Origin of the sequence: Plantactinospora sp. GCM10030261 (assembly GCF_042666615.1) — a bacterium.
In the GTDB taxonomy this organism is placed as follows: domain Bacteria; phylum Actinomycetota; class Actinomycetes; order Mycobacteriales; family Micromonosporaceae; genus KBS50.
On the sequence record NZ_JBHTDD010000003.1, the window covers coordinates 94,219 to 113,654 of the forward strand.

At 69.8% G+C, this 19,436-nt stretch carries 17 protein-coding genes; 12 read left to right on the forward strand and 5 right to left on the reverse strand.

The window, feature by feature from the left end; all coding sequences use genetic code 11:
- Positions 1 to 17 precede the first annotated feature (17 nt).
- On the reverse strand, positions 18 to 347 hold the full coding sequence (locus ACFQUZ_RS05485) for a hypothetical protein (protein ID WP_377438391.1): 330 nt from the start codon (positions 345 to 347) through the stop codon (positions 18 to 20).
- Positions 348 to 520: 173 nt separating this feature from the next.
- On the opposite strand from ACFQUZ_RS05485, the gene ACFQUZ_RS05490 reads away from it, so the two are divergent.
- The 3 genes from ACFQUZ_RS05490 (at position 521) to ACFQUZ_RS05500 (ending at position 3,756) form a co-directional block, all read left to right on the forward strand.
- Entirely contained in the window at positions 521 to 1,633 is a 1,113-nt protein-coding gene (locus ACFQUZ_RS05490; RefSeq protein WP_377438394.1) for an FG-GAP repeat domain-containing protein, read from the forward strand.
- A 256-nt stretch (positions 1,634 to 1,889) separates the two neighbouring features.
- Positions 1,890 to 2,744 (forward strand): hypothetical protein, encoded by an 855-nt coding sequence (locus ACFQUZ_RS05495; protein ID WP_377438397.1) that lies wholly within the window; start codon positions 1,890 to 1,892, stop codon positions 2,742 to 2,744.
- A gap of 115 nt (positions 2,745 to 2,859) precedes the next feature.
- The gene (locus ACFQUZ_RS05500; RefSeq protein WP_377438399.1) at positions 2,860 to 3,756 is read left to right on the forward strand and encodes an FG-GAP repeat domain-containing protein; all 897 of its coding nucleotides are present in this window, start codon (positions 2,860 to 2,862) and stop codon (positions 3,754 to 3,756) included.
- A 66-nt stretch (positions 3,757 to 3,822) separates the two neighbouring features.
- Here the strand turns inward: ACFQUZ_RS05500 and ACFQUZ_RS05505 are convergent, their stop codons facing one another.
- On the reverse strand, positions 3,823 to 5,613 hold the full coding sequence (locus ACFQUZ_RS05505) for a 3-hydroxyacyl-CoA dehydrogenase family protein (RefSeq protein WP_377438402.1): 1,791 nt from the start codon (positions 5,611 to 5,613) through the stop codon (positions 3,823 to 3,825).
- 186 nt (positions 5,614 to 5,799) lie between these two features.
- Entirely contained in the window at positions 5,800 to 6,399 is a 600-nt protein-coding gene (locus ACFQUZ_RS05510; RefSeq protein ID WP_377438405.1) for an FHA domain-containing protein, read from the reverse strand.
- Positions 6,400 to 6,670: 271 nt separating this feature from the next.
- Here ACFQUZ_RS05510 and ACFQUZ_RS05515 point away from each other — a divergent pair, with 271 nt between their 5' ends.
- The 5 genes from ACFQUZ_RS05515 to ACFQUZ_RS05535 all read left to right on the forward strand — a co-directional run bounded on the left by ACFQUZ_RS05515 (position 6,671) and on the right by ACFQUZ_RS05535 (position 14,829).
- Entirely contained in the window at positions 6,671 to 8,173 is a 1,503-nt protein-coding gene (locus tag ACFQUZ_RS05515) for an aldehyde dehydrogenase family protein (RefSeq protein ID WP_377438406.1), read from the forward strand.
- Between the two features lie 74 nt (positions 8,174 to 8,247).
- Entirely contained in the window at positions 8,248 to 8,910 is a 663-nt protein-coding gene (locus ACFQUZ_RS05520) for a class I SAM-dependent methyltransferase (RefSeq protein WP_377438409.1), read from the forward strand.
- A gap of 95 nt (positions 8,911 to 9,005) precedes the next feature.
- Complete coding sequence (locus ACFQUZ_RS05525) at positions 9,006 to 13,274, forward strand: hypothetical protein (protein ID WP_377438411.1); 4,269 nt, start codon at positions 9,006 to 9,008, stop codon at positions 13,272 to 13,274.
- A 3-nt stretch (positions 13,275 to 13,277) separates the two neighbouring features.
- Positions 13,278 to 14,144, forward strand: coding sequence for a hypothetical protein (locus ACFQUZ_RS05530; RefSeq protein ID WP_377438413.1), 867 nt, complete (start codon positions 13,278 to 13,280; stop codon positions 14,142 to 14,144).
- 1 nt (position 14,145) lies between these two features.
- On the forward strand, positions 14,146 to 14,829 hold the full coding sequence (locus ACFQUZ_RS05535; protein WP_377438415.1) for a hypothetical protein: 684 nt from the start codon (positions 14,146 to 14,148) through the stop codon (positions 14,827 to 14,829).
- On the opposite strand, the gene nucS is transcribed toward ACFQUZ_RS05535, so the two are convergent.
- The gene (gene nucS / locus ACFQUZ_RS05540; RefSeq protein ID WP_377438417.1) at positions 14,826 to 15,485 is read right to left on the reverse strand and encodes an endonuclease NucS; all 660 of its coding nucleotides are present in this window, start codon (positions 15,483 to 15,485) and stop codon (positions 14,826 to 14,828) included. The two genes, ACFQUZ_RS05535 and nucS, sit on opposite strands and share 4 nt — an antisense overlap.
- Positions 15,486 to 15,567: 82 nt before the next feature.
- Here nucS and ACFQUZ_RS05545 point away from each other — a divergent pair, with 82 nt between their 5' ends.
- On the forward strand, positions 15,568 to 16,182 hold the full coding sequence (locus ACFQUZ_RS05545) for a DUF4126 domain-containing protein (protein ID WP_377438420.1): 615 nt from the start codon (positions 15,568 to 15,570) through the stop codon (positions 16,180 to 16,182).
- Between the two features lie 99 nt (positions 16,183 to 16,281).
- Positions 16,282 to 16,578: a DUF1540 domain-containing protein gene (locus tag ACFQUZ_RS05550; RefSeq protein ID WP_377438423.1), complete on the forward strand. Its 297-nt coding sequence runs from the start codon at positions 16,282 to 16,284 to the stop codon at positions 16,576 to 16,578.
- On the opposite strand, the gene ACFQUZ_RS05555 is transcribed toward ACFQUZ_RS05550, so the two are convergent.
- Positions 16,568 to 18,598, reverse strand: coding sequence for a protein meaA (locus tag ACFQUZ_RS05555; protein ID WP_377438425.1), 2,031 nt, complete (start codon positions 18,596 to 18,598; stop codon positions 16,568 to 16,570). The two genes, ACFQUZ_RS05550 and ACFQUZ_RS05555, sit on opposite strands and share 11 nt — an antisense overlap.
- Before the next feature lie 209 nt (positions 18,599 to 18,807).
- Here ACFQUZ_RS05555 and ACFQUZ_RS05560 point away from each other — a divergent pair, with 209 nt between their 5' ends.
- Positions 18,808 to 19,146 carry a hypothetical protein gene (locus ACFQUZ_RS05560; protein WP_377438427.1) on the forward strand — a complete coding sequence of 113 codons (339 nt, stop codon included), beginning with the start codon at positions 18,808 to 18,810 and terminating at the stop codon, positions 19,144 to 19,146.
- Positions 19,147 to 19,149: 3 nt separating this feature from the next.
- The gene (locus ACFQUZ_RS05565; RefSeq protein WP_377438430.1) at positions 19,150 to 19,416 is read left to right on the forward strand and encodes a hypothetical protein; all 267 of its coding nucleotides are present in this window, start codon (positions 19,150 to 19,152) and stop codon (positions 19,414 to 19,416) included.
- The last annotated feature ends 20 nt before the right edge of the window (positions 19,417 to 19,436 follow it).

Here is a 19,436-nt window from a genome sequence, read left to right on the forward strand (position 1 = left end):
AGGGAACGGCCTTCGACCTATCGCCCGTACCTCGGCGCGCCCCGGGACCGCTCGATCGCCGGGGCGCGCCGGTCCCGCGCCCGCCAGCAACCGCCGTGCCAGTGCCGCCGGTCGCCGAGGTCACCCCAACCCTCAGCGGGCCAGGCGACGATGTGCGGCATCCCCGGCCGGATCTCCTGGGCGCAGCCGGGGCACCGGTAGGTCTTCGCCGCCGCGGCGCCGGAGATCCCCCGGACCAGCCACTCACCGTCCCGCCAGGTCTGCACACCATGATCACCCTGCCGGGCCCGCTCGCCGTCCAGCGACGGGACCTCGTCGCGACGCGGGCGGTTGCGGCGAGGGCTCATGTTCCCAGCGTACGGGTGATCTCCGGAGGCGTCCCGACGGGCGCGGTTCGGTCTGAAAGCGCGCCGTTCGCACGTGTCAGATCACGGTCAGTATCCGGAAATGTTAAGGGGCGGTGACTAGCGTTCGAAACGGGCCGGGTCCCGCCCGGCTGCCAACCGGGAGGGGCCGCGCCATGAGAAGCGCCCGGATCACCGCCGCATTCGCCCTGCTCTTGATCATCATGACCGGAGTCGTCGCCGCCGAGGACCGGCCGGCGCAAGCAGCCGGCCAGGGCGAACCCATCCTCGGCGACCTCACCGGCGACGGGCTGACCGATCGCGCCACCCTCGCGATCCTTCCGCCCGATCAGTGTGCGGTGATCGTGGAGTCTGGCCTGCCCGGTGGCGGTTTCGACACTCCGCGTGTGTACCCGTATCCGGAACCGGGCGGCAACGCCATCGGTGCCTGTCCCGACCTCGGCACCGCCATCGATCTGGGCTGGGACGGCACCGTCGAGCTGGCGGTGGGCTGGTTCGCCGGCCGACCCGAGGGCGTCGACGTGGATCTGCTGGTGCTGCGGAACTACCAGCCGGCGGGGGGCATCAGCGCGATGTTCGCGCCAGCCGTGATCGGCACGGCGGACTTCGACGGCGACGGGCACCCCGACATCTACGAATGGAACAACCAGGGTGAGGGCTTCCAGACGTACCTGAATCGAGCGGACGGCGCCCTGGTGCCGGGGCCGGTCCGGTTCTGCGCCTTCACGCCGAGTTACGCGCTCGCCGACTTCAACCAGAACGGCGCCATGGACGTGCTGTTGCCGTACTTCATCAGGTGCACCGGCGAGCAGGGCGTGGTCGTGGTGCTCGACGACGGCCGGAACATCCACCTCCAGCAGGACCTCACCGGCGCCGTCGAGTGGCTGGCCACCGTGGTGGATGCCAACGGCGACGGCATCCCCGACGTGCGGACCGTCGAGCAGGACTCCGGCCTGGTCACCATCTTCGTCAACGACGGGCGGGCACACTTCACCCGGGCGGCGGTGGCGAACGACGACGTGGTGGAGGTCGCGCCGCGCGGCTCGACCGTCATCGACGTGCTGGCGAACGACACCGGCGTGCTGCCGACCACCACGGTCACCATCGTCACGTCGCCGCGATACGGCACGGCGCGGGTGCTGCCGGACCGGCGGATCGCCTACACCGTGGGCCAGCCGCCACCCGCCGAGACCGACACCTTCGTCTACGAGCTGACCACCCTGGGGGTCAACGACCGGGCAACTGTCACGGTCCGCTTCGCCGGCTGACCGGCAACAGCCGGTGGAGCACCGCCGTGGCCCCCCGCTCTCGCGGGGGGCCACGGTCCGTCCGGAAGCTGACACCGCGGCGGAGTCGCCATCGGTACGCAGCGGTCAGATTACAGTCAGCAATGTTCGTTCCGATCGACCACACGCCTACTGTCGAGCCACAGTGACAGACGTGGGAGAAGCCATGCGTAATCCAGTGATACCGGCATCCCGGTCCTCTGGCCCCGGTCGGACCCGTCGATGGTTCGCGTCTGCGGTGGTGATGCCCCTGCTCGCGGTCGGACTCGTGGTCGTCACCGGTCCGGCCGCGCCCGCGCACGCCGGCGGCCCCGGTGACCCGATCATCGGAGACTTCGACGGCGACGGGATCACCGACGTCGCGGTGCCGGTGGAGACTCCCGGCAACTCGATCGACTGCCAGCTCCGCGTCGATCCGGGGCATCCGACGGCACACGTCGATGTCTACACCTACCTGGTCCTGCCGGAGGACGGCTACTGCCCGGACATGGGTACGGCGGGCGAGGTGGACGAGTCGGGGGTCGACGAGATCATCCTGACCTGGTTCGCCGGGCCGCCACCGATCATGGAGGAGAACCTGCTCACCCTGCGGCACTACGAGGTGGTGCACGAGGGCTTCGGGTTGTTCCAGCCCAGTTTCATCGGCAGCGCGGACATCAACGGGGACGGTTTCCAGGACGTCTACGAATGGACCGACCAGGGCGAAGGGTACGTCACCTTCCTCAGCGACGGGGAGGGGTCATTCGATCCGGGACCGGAGCGGTGGTGCGCCAACCCGCTCTCGGTGGACGTCCGGCCGATGGACCCCGGGGCCGGCGCCGACGCGCTGATCAGTTACATCGAGCGGTGCGACGACTTCTCCAGCGGCGTGGTGGTGGTGCTCGACGACGGCGACGCGCAGGTGCTGCAGAGCGATCCGCAGGGGCTGACGACCTGGACCGCCGAGGTCGTGCCGGCAAACGCCGACCGCTACCCCGACGTGCGTACGGTGAACAACGAGACGGGCCAGGTCCAGTACTTCCTGAACACCGGCACCGGCTACTTCCTGCCGGTGACGCCCCAGCCGACCGTGGCCCCCAAGGCCACTCGCTGACCACACCCGGACGGGGCGCGTGCCAGATCCACGGCACCGGCGTCCGGTCACCCGGTCGTGCGCGGTTAGACCCCTTTAGGGGGATCTGCCCTCGTACGAACGGAGGTTTGTGGTCATGTGGCGACATCGCATCACGCTGACGGCGGCCGCGGTGGTCGCGGTGCTCGCGACCGCCCCGGCCGCCTGGGCCGGGCGGCCGGGGGAGGCGATCTACGGCGACATCAATGGGGATCGGCGCACGGATCGGGTCACCCTCGGTGGCGGGACCACCCATGGTTGCGCCGTCGACGTGGCGCTGGGCCACCCGGCCGGCGGCTACGGGAAGCCGACCAGCCACGCCTATCCGGTGCCCGGCGTACCCGACGCCTACTGCCCAGACCTGGGTGTGCTCGTCGACCTCGGTGGCGACGGCACGGTGGAGCTCGTGCTGGCCTGGTTCGACGGCGCACCGCCGGGCCATGCCGGGGACCTGTTGGCGCTGCGCGACTTCGCCCCGGTCGGTGGGTTCCGGGCGGTGTTCCAGCCCAGCTACCTCGGCGCCGCCGACTTCGACGGGGACGGTCGGCTCGACCTCTACGAATGGACAGACCAGGGCGAGGGTTTCGTGACCCTGCTCAACACGGCGGATGGGAAGCTGGTGCCCGGACCGCTGCGCTGGTGCTCGCCCCACTACGCGCCGGACGTGCGGCTCGCCGACTTCGAGGCCGACGGCGACACGGAACTCCTGGTCAGCTATCAGGAGGCGTGCGCCGACGCCGCCAGTGGCGTGTCGGTGCTGCGCGGTGACGGCTCCCGGATCGATCTGGAGCGCGATGTCACCGCGACGAACCAGTGGTCGGTCCAGGTGCTGGACGCCAACGGCGACGGCCGGCCGGATGTCCGGACGACGGACGGCGCGGGCACGGTCCACCACCACCTCAGCCGCCGCGACGGCGGATTCGACCTCGGCCCGCGCGGCCAGCCCGGCGCCACCGGGCGGCCGCGCACGGGCGTCCCGACGGCGCGGTGGTGACCCTGGTCCGGTGACGAGGCAGCGCCCCGTCGACGCGGGTGCGTCGACGGGCCCTGCCGACCACCGTCAGCGGTGGGTGTGGTCGCGGAATCCGCGACCGGCCTTGCGCCCCAGATAGCCGGCGGTGACCAGGTGCTCCAGCAGCGGCGCCGGCGCGAAGCCGGGCTCGCGCAGCTCCAGGTAGAGCTCGCGCTGGATGGCCAGCGCCACGTCCAGCCCCACCACGTCGAGCAGTTCGAACGGCCCCATCGGATAGCCACAGCCGAGCTTCATCGCGTGGTCGATGTCGTCGGCCGTCGAGTACGACGCCTCCAGCATCTTCACCGCGTCGTTCAGGTACGGGAAGAGCAACGCGTTCACCACGAACCCGGACCGGTCACCGCAGACCACGGCGGTCTTGCCGAGCCTGGCGCAGACCGCCCGCGCGGTGGCGACCGCCTCCGGGGCGGTGCGGATGGTGCCGACCACCTCGACAAGCTGCATGACCGGGGCCGGGTTGAAGAAGTGCAGCCCCAGCACATCCGCCGGGCGCTGGGTGGCCATCGCGATGTCCACCACCGGCAGCGACGACGTCGTCGTGGCCAGCAGCACGCCCGGCTTGCAGATCTCGTCCAGGCTGGCGAACAGCGCCTTCTTGACGCTGAGTTCCTCGACGACGGCCTCCACCACGAGGTCCACGTCCGCCAGGTGGTCGAGCACCGCCGACCAGGTGATCCGGCCCAGCGCCGCGTCCCGGTCGGCCTCGGCCACTTTGCCCCGGACCACACCCTTGTTCAGCGAGGTCTTCACCGCCTCGCACACGGTGGCGGACTTCTCCGCGCCCCGGGTCACCGAGATCACCTCGTACCCGGCGCGGGCGAAGACCTCGATGATCCCGGTGGCCATCGTGCCCGACCCCACGACACCAACCTTCGTGATCCCGCTGCCGCCGTCGGCGGCCTCGGCAGCCGTGGTGGGCGGCGTCTGGTCATCGGGTACGACCTTGGGCGAGCCCGGCCGCTCGTAGGTGTAAAAGCCCCGACCGGACTTGCGGCCGAGCAGCCCGGCCGTGACCATCTGCTTGATCAACGGCACCGGCGCGTGCCGGCGGTCCCGGCCACCCCGGCGGTACATGGTGTCCAGGATCTCGTACGCGGTGTCGACACCGATCAGGTCCATCAACGCGAGCGGACCCATCGGCAGCCCGCAGCCGAGCTTCATGGCGGCGTCGATGTCCTCGCGGCTGGCGTACCGCGACTCCAGCATGCTGACGGCCTGGTTGAGATAGCCGAAGAGCAGCGCGTTGGCGATGAAGCCGGCCCGGTCGCTGATCGTCACGTCGACCTTGCCGAGCCGGTCACACAGCGCCTCGACGTCCGCCACCACCTCGGGGCTGGTGACGACGGTGCGGATCACCTCGACCAGCTTCATCACCGGCGCCGGGTTGAAGAAGTGGATCCCGATCACCTGGTTGGGGCGGGAGGTGGCCACCGAGATCTCGGTGACGCTCAACGACGAGGTGTTGGTGGCGAGAATCGTCTCCGGCTTGCATATCTTGTCGAGCTGCCCGAAGATCCGCTGCTTGAGGTCGAGGTGCTCGGGCACCGCCTCGATCACCAGGTCGACCTGGTCGAGGGCGGGCAGCCCGACCTCGAAGGTGACCCGGGACAGCAGCGCGTCCCGGTCGGCGGCGGAGAGCTTGCCCTTGGCCACGGCCCGGTCGGTGGAACCGGTGAGCGTGGCCCGTCCGCGCTCCAGGGCCTCGTCGGTCACCTCGACGGCGACGACGTCGAGTCCGTTGCGGGCGAACACCTCGACGATGCCGGCGCCCATGGTGCCCAGCCCGACGACGCCGACGCTGGCGATCTCGCGTGCCACGACCGACCATCCCTTCGCTGCGGACGACCGGGTTAACGGCCGCTCAGGTTATGCGCGCGAGTCTGCCACGTGACGTCGGGTTGTCGAGACACGGTGGGGTTTCTCACCCACGCCGGTCGATGCCGGGTGACCGGTCGATGCCGGGTGGCCGGTCGATGCCGGGTGGCCCGTCGATGCCGCGAAGCGTCAACCGAAGATCTGGTACGCCGCCGCGACGAACCCGGCCAGCGCCGCGCAGCCGCCGAGCAGGATGACCATCCGGGTCCCGCCGGCCCGACCGGCGGTCTCCATCGGCTGGGTGGGTGCGGCGAGGGCGCCGGACGGCGAATCGTCCGGAACTCCCCGGAGGCCCCCCGGGGCACCTGCACCGGCTTCCCCACCCCCGACCAGGTCGGGCCGGGTGCCGGCCGAATCGTCGAGGACGGCGCGCAGCGACCGCAGGGCCAGCGAGCCGACCGGATCGGTGGTCGCCGTCGAGGGGTCGAAGTAGCGCAGCCGGACCTGGCCGAGCCGGATCCGGTCGCCGTCGTGCAACTCGGTGGCCTCGGTGATCCGCTGCTCGTTCAGCCAGGTCCCGTTGGTGGACCCGAGGTCGGTCACCAGCACCCGCCCGTCCACCAGCTCGACCCGGGCGTGCCGCCGGCTCACCTTCGGATCCTCGAGCATGAAGTCGGCGTCCTCGTGCCGGCCGATCAACCACGTGCCGGCGCGGAGCCGAAAGCTCACCCCCTGCCAGGGGCCGTTCGTCACCGTCAGCCCCGGCAACAGGTCAGACTCGTTCCACATTTCTCACGCACCCCACCGCCAGCGCCCGCACCGCCGGCTTCCGCGGGTCAGCCTGACAGCGATCAATGATCTTCTCCACCGGTCCGCAGGACGGACTATTACCCCCCAGCAGGCAAACCGGTCTCACCGATTCGGCCGATAACGCCTGTGAATGTGTGCGGAACGCGAATAACCCGCACATCCGGAACCCGGTGACAGTTGCGACCTCGGGCGTGAATGAACGCGAATCGCGCCCTTACCCATGAGTAATCTTCGGGTCTAGACTTCCGCCATGACGGCTGTGCGGACTCCCGGCGTGCCCATCGTCGACAACGGTGAACTGGTGTCGACAAACCCCTCCACGGGCGCGGAGGCCGGCCGGTTCCCGGTCGCCGACCCGGCGGCCGTCACCGGGGCGGTGGACCGGGCCCGCGCCGCCGCGACATGGTGGGCAGGGCTCGGCTTCGACGGACGGAGAGCCCACCTGCTGCGCTGGCGGGCGCTGCTCGCCCGGCGGATCACCGAACTCGCGGAACTGTGCCACCGGGAGGGCGGCAAGCCGGTCGCCGACGCGACCGTCGAGATCGTGTCGGCGATCGACCACATCGACTGGGCCGCCCGCAACGCCAAGCGGGTCCTCGGGCACCGCCGGGTCCGGTCGCGGCTGCTGCTCGCCGAGTTCTCCGCGCACCTGGAGTACCAGCCGTACGGGGTCGTCGGGGTCATCGGTCCGTGGAACTATCCGGTCCTCACCCCGCTGGGCTCGGCCGCGTACGCGCTGGCGGCCGGCAACGCCGTGGTGCTCAAGCCGAGCGAGTACACGCCGGCCGTCGGCCAGTGGTTGGTCGATTCGTTCGCCGAGGTGGTGGGCGAGGCGCCGGTGCTCCAGGTGGTGCATGGCCTTGGTGACGTGGGCGCCGCGCTGTGCCGCTCCGGCGTTGGCAAGATCGCCTTCACCGGTTCCACCGCCACCGCCAAGAAGGTGATGGCGGCGTGCGCGGAGACGCTGACCCCGGTGCTCCTGGAGGCCGGCGGCAAGGACGCCATGATCGTCGACGAGGACGCGGACCTGGACGCCGCCGCCGAGGCGTGCGTGTGGGGCGCCCTGACCAACGCCGGTCAGACCTGCATCGGCATCGAGCGGGCGTACGTTGTCACGCCGGTCCACGACGCGTTCGTCGCCAAGGTGGTGGAGCGGGCCGCCCGGCTGACCGTGGGCGACGACGGCGCGGACATCGGTCCGATCACCATGCCCGACCAGATCGAGACCATCCGACGGCACATCACCGACGCGCTGGATCGGGGTGGCCGCGCCGCTCTTGGTGGCGCGGACGCCGTCCGCCCGCCCTTCGTGCACCCGACGGTCCTGGTCGACGTTCCCGAGGAGGCGCCGGCGGTGCGGGAGGAGACGTTCGGCCCGACCCTCACCATCCGCCGGGTGGCGGACGTCGACGAGGCGGTCACCCTGGCTAACGCCGTGTCGTACGGGCTGGGCAGCTCCGTGTTCGGCCGGCGCCGGGCGGTGGCGGTCGCCCGACGGCTCCGGACCGGCATGACCGCGATCAACTCCACGCTCACCTTCGTCGGCATGTCGACGCTCCCGTTCGGTGGCGTCGGCGACTCCGGGTTCGGCCGGATCCACGGCGACGAGGGGCTGCGGGAGTTCGGCTACGCGAGGGCGGTCACCCGACGGCGGGGCCCGTCGCTGCTCCCCGCGACGACCTTCGACCGGACGCCGGAGCAGGTTACGCGAATCATCAAGATTGTCCAGAAATTGTATGATCGGCGTGCTTAGCCCGACGATCAGGTGGGCCATATCGGACAGTACGGCATTCCATGGCCGGACCAGTGGCCATTACTCTGCGCTCAATGGATATGCACGCTTTGCGATTTCGCCTGGTAGACGGCGCGAACTCCTGGGGAGCGCGACACCGCGAGCGACGAGCCAGTTGGCTGGCGCAGACCTTCCCCGACCTTGCCCAGATGTCCGTCGTCGATCTCGGCGGCCGGTTGGGGAACTGGTTGCGCGCCCCGGTGCGACCCAAACGACTGCACCTGATCAACCTGGAACCGATGTCCGGGCCGGTGCCCGACTGGGTCGAGGTGGACCACGGCGACGCCTGCGAACTCCCCACCCATCTGGCGCTGCGCCGGTATGACCTGGTGTTCTCCAACTCCGTCCTGGAGCACGTGGGCGGGCACGAGCGCCGGCTACGGTTCGCCGAGACCGTGCACGGCCTGGCAGACGCGCACTGGATCCAGACGCCGTACCGGTACTTCCCGGTGGAGCCACACTGGATCATCCCGGGAATGCAGTTCCTGCCACTGCCGCTGCGGATCGTGCTGGCCCGGCACTGGCCGCTCGGCCACACCAGGGCCGCCGACCGCCAGCGGGCCACGCACGACGTGCTGTGGACCGAGTTGGTCGGGCGTTCCGAACTGCGGCACTACTTCCCGCGCTCGGCGATCCGCGTCGAGTGGCTCGCCGGGCTGCCCAAGTCGCTCATCGCCGTACGCGGCGCCGTGCGGTGAGCGGGAGTGAGAGTCGGCGAAAGACGGTCCGGAGAATCCCGCGTCGCGTAAGAATGCGGATATAGCTCACCGATCGTCTGCTGCCTGGGGGGTACGTGGACCTGGCCTCGCTCGACGAGGCGATCCAGGTTGTCGATGGCGATGTCATCCTCACCGCCACGACGCTTCCTGGCCCCGCCCTCGAACAGGAACTCGCTGCCTACACGGCCGGCGAGCCGATCATCATCGCCAACGCACAGAAGATCGTCGCGACCACGACCGTGACCGTCACTGGCACCGCGACCTTCCTCAATGTCACAGGCGCGCTGACGACTGCCGTGTTCACCCCGACCGCCGACACCGCGACGATGACACTCCGCCTCGTGATGCCACCCGACTGGTCGCTCGGGGTCAGCTTTCCCGACCTGCCCGGGTTCTCCACCAGGGAGGGCGATCTCTGGAGCATCCTTGACCTGCTCAGGCTCACCGAGGCAGCGCTCATCCTGTCGACTACACCCGGCGCGGACCCACTGACCGGCACACCGCTGTTCTCCGGCCTCAACGTCGTCGGGTCGGTCAGGCCAACGGGAATCTCCGGCCTCCTGGAGACGGTCCTGCCGCGCGATGGCAGCCTCCGCCTGTATGGACTGCACTGCCCCGCAACCACCGGACAGAAGGTGCCGGATCTGGGCTTCCAGCAGAGCCCGTTCGACCCGGACGTCACCGGGCCGGTGCCGGGACTACGGCTGCGCATGCCGATCGACGTGGCTGCGGTTAGCCTGGGCTCGGCCAGCCTCTCGCGGCCCGAACTGCGCATCTACGCGCCGCCGTCGGAGGCGTTCGTGGCCGAACATCCGGCGTACCGTCCGCTGATCCAGCTCTGCGGGACGTTCGGTCTGCCGACGGCGGAGATCGAGGCTCAACTCACCGGAACGCTGCTGCCCGGTGCGCCAATGGTCGCCCTGTCCGCGGACATCACGGGAGCGACGCTGAGCAAACTCGAACACCTCGCGGGCCTCGGGCCGGACGATCCGTTGGGCGACAAACTGCCCGCCGACGTCCAGACTCTCGTGTCGAAGACCGGAGGCCTCAGCCTCACCGGCGCCGGCCTGATCTTCAAGGAGAAGCTGAGCCCTGATGCCGTCGAGCTGCTGACCGTGACTGTGGGCGTGCCTGGTCCGGGCTGGACGGTGTTCCCCGGCCTCGACGTCCAGGTGTCACGCGTGGATTTCCAGGTGCCCGAGCCATTCGCCGGCGCGTCCCCCGAGGTGGCCGCGCTCGTGAGCGGGACCCTGAAGATCGCTGGAATCCCGTTGGACGTGATCACCGAATTGCCCACTCTGGGTCTGCGTGCCGAACTGCCGGCCGAGGCCACGATCCCGCTGGCCGACCTGTTCCGCAGGCATCTTCCCATGTTGCCGAAACCACCGGATCTGACGATCGACGAGTTGCAGCTCTGGGTCGATCCGGGCGAGAGTTGGTCGCTGAGCGCCTCGATGGCCGACGACCCCGGCTGGCGTTTGGATCTTGGTGCCGGCGCCGGCCTGACGGTCAGCGACGTACGGCTCGACGTGGCGAAGGCGAAGGACGCCGACGCCACCGGTACGTTCAGGGGGTCCCTGGTCTTCGACGACGGCCTGGAGCTGAGTCTCGAGTACGATCTACCCGGCGAATTCCAGATGTACGGCCAGCTTCCCGACATTTCGATGTCACGTCTGGTGGGGCTGCTCGACGGCCTCGGGATGGCCGTGCCGCACGGATTCGATCCGAAGCTGAGCAGGGCGAGCGTGCTGGTCGACGTCGACCGCACTGATCAACGCCTGACCGTCGCCGCGCATGTCGACGGTCTCGGCGACGCGGCCTTCACCGCTCGCCGGCAGGCCGACGGCAGCGGCGTGACAGGCGGCAGTGGCGTGGCGATCGGCATCGATCTTGCAGTGCCCACGGCGTCGTCGTTGTCCGGGCTCGGTGCGTTGGCCTCCATCGAGGCACTGGTGGGTCTCGAAAACGTGATGGTGGTGCTCTCGTCGCTGGAGCAGCCGGGTTTCCAGTTCCCCGACATGTCACGGTTCGCCACGTCCAGCGGGACCTCGACCGGGGTGGCGTTGCCGGCCGCCGTGCCCGGGCTGTCCCGGGGCCTGAACATCTACGCTCGGTTGACCGCGGCGCGCAGCCAGGCGGTACGGGCTCTGGCCTCGTACCTGGACGTCGAGCTGGACGGCAGTCTCAGCGTGAGCATCGGGGTGAGCCTGCCCGATCCGGCCATCGACTCGAAGCTCGTCGTCGGGGTGGAGACCACCATCGACACGGTGACATCGGTACGCGGTGAGGTGGGCGTGCTGTTGCAGGAGGGCAGCGCTGGCGCCTTCCTCGACGCGGTCGTCTCCACCCGGATCCAGGGCCAGCAGGTGACCTTCTGCGTCGCGGCCAGCGTGCTGGCGAATGGCGTACTGATCTCCGGGTCCATGCGCGGCTCCATAACCTACGACGTGATCACCGTGACCGACCTCGCGCTGCTCATCGGACTGGACTGGGAGGGCATCCCCAGCCTCGGATTCGCCGGGATCATCGACACAACGGGTCTCGACGGGTCGGTCGCCATCTTCCTTGATGCCGAGAACCCGGCCAAAAGCCTGCTGGCCGGTTCGATCAGTGACATCAGCCTGGCCGACGTCGCTCGGATCCTGGCCGGGGAGGCCACGATCCCCGACGCTCTGGCCGCCACCCTGCGGCGCGTGGCCCTGAAGGGAATTTCCGCGTTCACCATGCCAGCGTCACGGACCGCCGCCCTCGTCAACCGCGATCTCAACGCGATCGCTGCCGCCTTCACCCAGTACGGCGGGATCGGGTTGCCGACCGCGAACGAACAGATCCTGCTCGTACGCCACGCTTCCGGCTGCCGGTGGCACCTGACGGACCTGTCGACGATGACCCACTATGCCCTGACTCACCGCGACGACGGCATCGACGTCGAACTCGACGCCCAGCTCTACATCGCCCCGGAGGATGTCGTGATCGGTGGTCCGACGGGTGGCCTCCGGTTCCCGGCGGGCATGCACGTCGACGGCGAGATCGACCTGCTGGCACTCAGCGCACGGGTGCGAGTGCAGCCGTGCGCCCAGGGCCTCGCGGCGGACGCGGACCTCACCCCGATCACACTGGCTGACGGCGACCTGATATCGATCACCGACGCCGCGGGCACCGGCGGCCCTCGACTGTCGCTGTCCACGTATGCCCAGCCGAACCGCACCGACGGCCGGACCGATCCACACTTCACGATCTCGGGTCGGCTCCGGCTGCTCGGCCTCGACATCGCCGACGGCTGGCTCGACGTGGGACCCGCCGGCCTGGGCTTCTCCGTCGGCACGCAGGTCACACCGATGGTGCACCTGTCGATGAGGGGCAGCGTCACCGGTCCCAAAGATCTTGGCTGCTCGGGAACAGCCACCGTCGGGCTGCGCACGGCCCTGGATCTCGGCCCGCTGGGCAGGCTGGTCATCGACGACCAGGCGGGCGGCACGGTCACCGTCCGGATGGTGTCCGGTGTCGCCGTCGCGACCTTCGCCGGGAGTCTCGTCCTGATGGGCACGACCATCGACATTCCGTCCTTCGCCCTGCCGATCAGCGGTGACACCTTCCGCAGGCTCGACACCCTGCTGACCGACGAACTCGCCATCCTCGTCCGCGACACGCTGTCCGATGCCGATCGCTGGCTGGACTGGGTGCATCGCGGTCTGCTGCGGGGCGTCGGGGACGCCGACCGGATAGCGACCGTGCTGCGTCAGCAGTTCGGTCAGCTCGCCGACCAGGCCGCCGGGCTCCTGCGCCGGTCCGGCTACCGGGTGGAGGACGTCTGTCACGCGCTGCGGATCGCCTTCGATCAAACCAGCAGGACCGCGTACCAGACCCTGACCCGGGTGGGGTACGCGGTCGACGAGGCCGCCGACGCGATCGCCTCGACCTTCGAACTGGGCATCAACCAACTGGCCACTGAACTGCGCTTCGCGGGTGTCCCGCTGTCGACGGTCATGGGACTGCTCGCCGGAACGTCCGCCGAGATCGGCCACGCGCTGGTGGTGGCGGGGTTCTCACCCCGGGACGTCGCCGCGGCCTTCGCTAGCACGCTGGGGTGGTCGGGCAACCAGGTCGCCCGGATGCTGGCGGACGCCGGCGTGCACGCCGAGCAGGTGGCGGCGACGCTGCGGGACATCTTCGGATACAGCGCCGATCAGGCGGCCAACGTCCTCAAGAACATGCTGGGGCAGGTCGGCGACGCGTTGCACGATGCTCTGAGGGCGGCCGGGTACGCGGCCGGCGAGGTTCTGTCGGCGCTGGAGAGCGTCGGCGAGGAAATCGAGCACGATCTCGACCCCAGGAACTGGTGACGGATGGCGTCGCCCCTTCGAGAGCTGGTGGCCGACGCGATCGACCGGCTGCCGGAGCCGCTGACCCCGCCCGATCCGGGCGTCGTCGTCGACCTGGTCGACCGCCTGCCGCGGGCGGACGCCGCCCTGCTCGAATGTCACCTGGACGGCAGCCGACGGATGGATCTCGGCTTACGGGCGCTGGTCGGCCAGGACGACACGACGGCGCCGGTCGCGGGCGTCGCGGGTGACACGCTGTGGCACGAGTACGACGTGACGACGGCAGGGGTCTCGGGCCCGGCCGTGTTCGTCGGCCCGGGAGCGCCGGGACGGGTGCGGACGGTCCCGGCGCTCACCGCCCGGCTCGACGTGCTGGCCCGACTCACCGGCGAGTCGATCGCCGGATCGGTCCGGCACCGTGTCCGTGAGTGCGTGACCCGGCTGCCGCCGGGTGGCACCGTGACCTACGTCGGCCACTTCGGCGGCCGGGACCCGAAATGTCTACGTCTCACGGTCCTGGGACTGGCCCCGTGGTGGATCGATCGGTACCTGGCAGCCATCCGCTGGCCTGGTGACGCCCGGCCGTTGCTGGAGCGCGCCCACCACGTGATGTGCCGGTCGCGCACGCCGCTGGCCCTCATGCAACATCTCGACCTGACCGACTCCGTGTTGCCGGGTCTCGGGTTGGAGTTGCGCCCGGTCCGGGAGGCCGGCTGGGATGGCGTGGTCACCGAGCTGATCGGTGACGTCGGCGAGACGCTACGCGACTGGACCGGTCGGGACGAGCACGGCGTACGCCGGGTCGGCTACCTGAAATGGATCCTGGCACCTGACGGCACCGAACGGGTCAAGGCGTATCTCTTCGTCGGACTGCGGAAACGGAGATCCTGACATGAATATCATGTGGTGGAACCTGCAACGCCTCGGAGCCACGACCCAGCAGGTACGCACGCGGCCGATCGAACTCGTCCATGGCACGATCCCGGCCCATCTGTACGTCTTCTGCGAGCTGACCCCGGAGTGCGTCGCTCCAAGTCCGCAGCAGTATGTCTATCGACGTCGCAACGGCCGACAGCTCTGTTACGGGGTGATCGGGCGCAACCTCCAGAACCCACCGTGTGTGCGGTACACCCCCGCGCCGACCGCCTGTTATTCGAATGCCGGGTTCAAGGGCGGCAACGACTTCACCAACCTGGCCGACCGTGCCCCGGGCCATACCGTCCTAACCGACGGGACGCCGCTCTACTATCTGCACGCTCCGGCCAGCACCAACACCGCGATCAGGGCGATGACGTTCATGGCCTGTGATCTCATCGCCCGGCACGGGGCCGCGCCCTGGCTGATGGTCGGCGACTTCAACGTCGAACCGGATCGGCTCAGGGCCCGCGCACCCCAGCCGATCGGCAGACTCATCAAGAAGACGGGGCTGCCCACCCACCTCGGCAGACATCCCAGAGAACTCGACTACGTCCTCAGCAACATCCGAGACGTCGAGATCACGCACTGGAGTGGCCTGGGAGTGTCGGATCACAAGCCGATTCTGGTGACGTACGACCTCAGACACGGCACGAACTAGAACAGGGTGAGTTCGTCGCGCTCGATGCCGCGCAACCGGTCGTAGTTGACCGCCACGCACCGGATGCCCCGGTCGGCGGCGAGCACCCGAGCCTGCGGCTTGATCTCCTGGGCGGCGAAGACGCCGCTCACCGGGGCCAGCAACGGATCGCGGTTGAGCAGTTCCAGGTAGCGGGTGAGTTGCTCCACCCCGTCGATCTCGCCGCGCCGTTTCACCTCCACCGCCACGGTCGCCGCAGCGCCGTCGCGGCAGAGCAGGTCCACCGGACCGATCGCGGTGGGGTATTCACGGCGGATCAGCGTGAAGCCCTCCCCCAGCACCTCCGGACTGGCGGCGAGCAACTCCTGCAGGTGCGCCTCCACGCCGTCCTTGCGCAGGCCGGGGTCCACCCCGAGGTCGTACGAGGTGTCCTGGAACACCTCTTCGAGGGCGATCCGCAGTTCCTCACCGGCCTTGTTGACGACCCGCCACACGCCCGGCGCCTCCTCCAGCCGGCACGGTGGGCTCATCCAGTTGAGGGGCTTGTAGGCCCGGTCGTCGGCGTGGATGGAGACCGAACCGTCCGCCTTGACCATCAGCAACCGGGTGGCCGGCGGCAGGTGCGCCGAGAGCCGTCCGACATAGTCCACCGAGCATCGCGCAATCACCAACCGCACCACGGCAGGGTAGCGGACGGGCCAGGCCGGGCCATCCGGCCACACCGGGCGAGGGTGGCGCGTCGATGCGATCCTGGGATTCGTGCTCGAAGCCCTCACCGGTACGGGTCTGGCGGCGTCCGCCGGACTGAACGCCTACATCCCGCTGCTCCTGATGGGACTGTTGTCCCGCTACACCAGCCTGATCGACCTGCCGTCCGGTTGGCAGTGGTTGGCCAACGGCTGGGTCATCGCGATCCTCGCGGTGCTGCTCGTGATCGAGGTGGTCGCGGACAAGGTGCCGGTGGTCGACCACGTGAACGACGTCGTGCAGACGGTGGTCCGCCCGACGGCCGGCGGCCTGGCGTTCGGCGCCGGAGCCGGCTCGGAGACGGTGACGGTGAGCGACCCCGGAGCCTTCTTCACCTCCCAGCAGTGGGTACCGATCGTGGCCGGAGTGTTGATCGCGTTCGGCGTGCACGGGGTGAAGTCGGCCGCCCGGCCGGTGGTCAACGCCTCGACGGCGGGGGTGGGAGCACCGGTGGCCAGCACCGCCGAGGACGCGACGAGCGTGGTGATGTCCATCGTGGCGATCGTCTTCCCGGTCCTCGTACTGGTCTTCGGGGTGGCGCTGGTGGCCTTCGTCGCCTGGCTCGTCCGCCGCCGTAGAGATCGGCGACGCGGGCGCCGGGCGGCACGGTACGCCGATTACGGCTAAAACCGGCTGGTTGCGGTCGTCATACGGTTTTGCATCTCTTTGTGGTGGATAGTTCTAAAATTGGGACGACGCTGATCCGGCACCGCGGAGGTCCCAACGATGGCAACGATCGACATGCCGCAGGTACGCGACTGCGCCGTGCGCGCCTGCGCGTACAACCAGACTGGCTGCCACGCGTTCGCCATCACGGTGGGCAGCAGCGAACGCGCCCACTGCGAAACCTTCGTCGACGGGCCCGTGAAGGGTGGGGTGGCCACGCTGACCGCCCAGGTGGGCGCCTGCAAGCGGGCCGACTGCCGGCACAATGACGACCTCGTCTGCCACGCTTCGTCCATCACCGTCGGCCCCGACCTGGACGCCGCCGACTGCCTGACCTACGAGCCCGTCAAGCTGTGAGGTCGTTCGCTTCCCGGATCACCGTCACCAACTCGTCGACGATGCCGCTCAACGCGAAGTCGCGCGGCGTGAACACCCGAGCCACGCCGGCGGAGCGCAGCGCGTCCGCGTCCGCCGGCGGAATGATGCCGCCGACCACCACCGGCAGGTCGGCCCGGCCGGCCGCGCGCAACCCGTCCAGCACCGCCGGTACGGCCGCCAGGTGCGACCCGGACAGCACGGACAGCCCCACGAGATCCACGTCCTCCTGCACGGCGGCCGCCACGATCTGCCTCGGCGTCAACCGGATGCCCTGGTAGACGACCTCGAAGCCGGCGTCCCGGGCGCGGACCGCGATCTGCTCGGCGCCGTTGGAGTGCCCGTCCAGGCCGGGCTTGCCCACCAGCAGCCGCAACCGGCCGCTGCCCAGTTCCGCGGCGGTCCGGCCGACCCGCTCCCGGACCGCCGACAGGCCCGCGTCGGCGGCGACCCCGCCCGCGCCGGCCAGCCCCGTGGGGGGCCGGTACTCGCCGAACACCGCGCGCAACGCGGCGGCCCACTCGCCGGTGGTCACCCCGGCCCGGACGCAGGCCAGGGTGGCGTCCATCAGGTTCGCGGTGCCGGCGGCCTCGGCCCGCAGCCGGTCCAGCGCCGCTGCGGCCTCGGCCTGATCCCGGCCCGCCCGCCAGTCGCGTACGGCGCCGGCCGCGGCCTGCTCGGCCGACGGGTCCACCCGCTGCACCGCGTCGGCACCGGCCGCGGTCAGCGGGGACGGCTCGGTCTCGACGAACCGGTTCACCCCCACCACCACGTCCGAGCCCGTCTCCATCCGCCGGCGGCGCTCGGCCAGCGAGGCCACCAGGGCGCTCTTGAGATAGCCACTCTCCACCGCGGCCACCACGCCGCCCTGCTCCAGGATCCCGTCCAGTTCCCACCGGGCGCCGGCCACGATCTCGTCGACAAGCGCGGTCACCACGTGCGAGCCCTCGAACAGGTCCGGATATTCGAGCAGGTCCGACTCGTACGCCAGCACCTGCTGCATGCGCAGCGACCACTGCTGGTCCCACGGCCGGGGCAGCCCCAGCGCCTCGTTCCAGGCGGGCAACTGGACGGCGCGGGCGCGGGCGTCGCGGGACAGCGTCACACCGAGCATCTCCAGCACGATGCGCTGGATGTTGTTCTCCGGTTGGGCCTCGGTCAGGCCGAGGGAGTTCACCTGCACCCCGTACCGGAAGCGGCGGGCCTTCGGGTCGGTGACGCCGTAGCGCTCCGCGGTGATCTCGTCCCACAACCGTGCGAACGCCCGCATCTTGGCCATCTCCTCGACGAACCGGACCCCGGCGTTCACGAAGAACGAGATCCGCCGCACCACGTCGCCGATCCGGTCCGCCGGCAACTGGCCCGAGTCGCGCACCGCGTCCAGCACCGCCACCGCGGTGGCCAGCGCGAAACCGACCTCCTGCACCGGAGTCGCGCCGGCCTCCTGAAGGTGGTACGAGCAGATGTTTACCGGGTTCCACTTCGGCGCGTTAACCACCGTCCACGCGATGGTGTCGGTGGTCAGGCGCAGCGAAGGTGCCGGCGGGAAGATGTACGTGCCCCGGGACAGGTACTCCTTGACGATGTCGTTCTGCGTCGTCCCGGTGAGTCGCTGGGTCGCGGCGCCCTGTTCCTCGGCGGCCACCACATAGAGGGCGAGCAACCACATCGCCGTGGCGTTGATGGTCATCGAGGTGTTCGCCTCGGCCAGCGGGATCCGGTCGAACAACGCGCGCATGTCGCCAAGGTGCGAGATCGGCACCCCGACCCGGCCCACCTCACCGGCCGCCAGTTCGTGGTCCGGGTCGTACCCGGTCTGGGTGGGCAGGTCGAAGGCGACGGACAGACCGGTCTGCCCCTTGGCCAGGTTGCGCCGGAACAGCGCGTTGGTGGCGGCGGCCGACGAGTGGCCGGCGTACGTCCGCATCACCCACGGTCGGTCCCGCTCGGGCAGGCGGCCGGAGTCCGTCCCGCCGTCCCCGCCACGCACCCTGTCGTCCATGGCGGGAGTCTAAGTTACCGACGAGTCACCTGGACCGGTGAAAAACCACACATCCGGCGGTTCGCTCCTGGCGTTCCCCTCAACGCCGAGCCTGCACGAACCGGCGACGGACCCGATGTGTCCGGAAACGGCGACAGGCAGATCGAGGACTGTCGAAACGACTGACGATCGGGACGCTTGACGCGTTCCGACGCTTTCGAGGAGGTCCCATGGCGGTCCTCGCCATCAGCTGGCCCGGCGGGCTCACCACCGGCGGCAGCGGCTACCACTCCACATCGATGTACGTGAGCAATCCGTGGGGCACCACCGCCGTGTGGTTGCAGTGCACCACGAAGTACGTCGCCGGCGACGGCCAGTCCGAGTTCGGAATCAAGACGGTGTTCCAGCTCAACGACGCCGGCGCCCTGGAGATCGTTAACTTCGGCGACAACCGGTTCGGCACCTGGGGACCGGCCTGGTTCGTTCCCCGACTGCTCGCCGTCACGGTTGCCGCCCGCACCTACGACGCCGCGATCGAGGGCACGCTGACCATGTTCCTCTGGGGGTGACAGATGTCCGCAGCCACCGACGACCACCGGTCCACGCACCGGGCCTTCCTGGTCCGGTCCCCGGAATCCGGTGAGATCGTCCATGTCCACCACGAGATCATCTTCGGTGACCGGCCGCCGGACGGGCGCGACCCGCGGGAGCGGGCCGCCGACCTGGCGGCCGAGTTGGCCGGTGCCCGGGGGCGTTCCGGCCGGACGGAAGAGGTGGACCCGGCCGACGTGCCGGTGCCCGAGTTCCGCGCCCCGGAGACCGGTCCGCCCGCTTCCTGATCGTGGTTGACCGGGGCCCC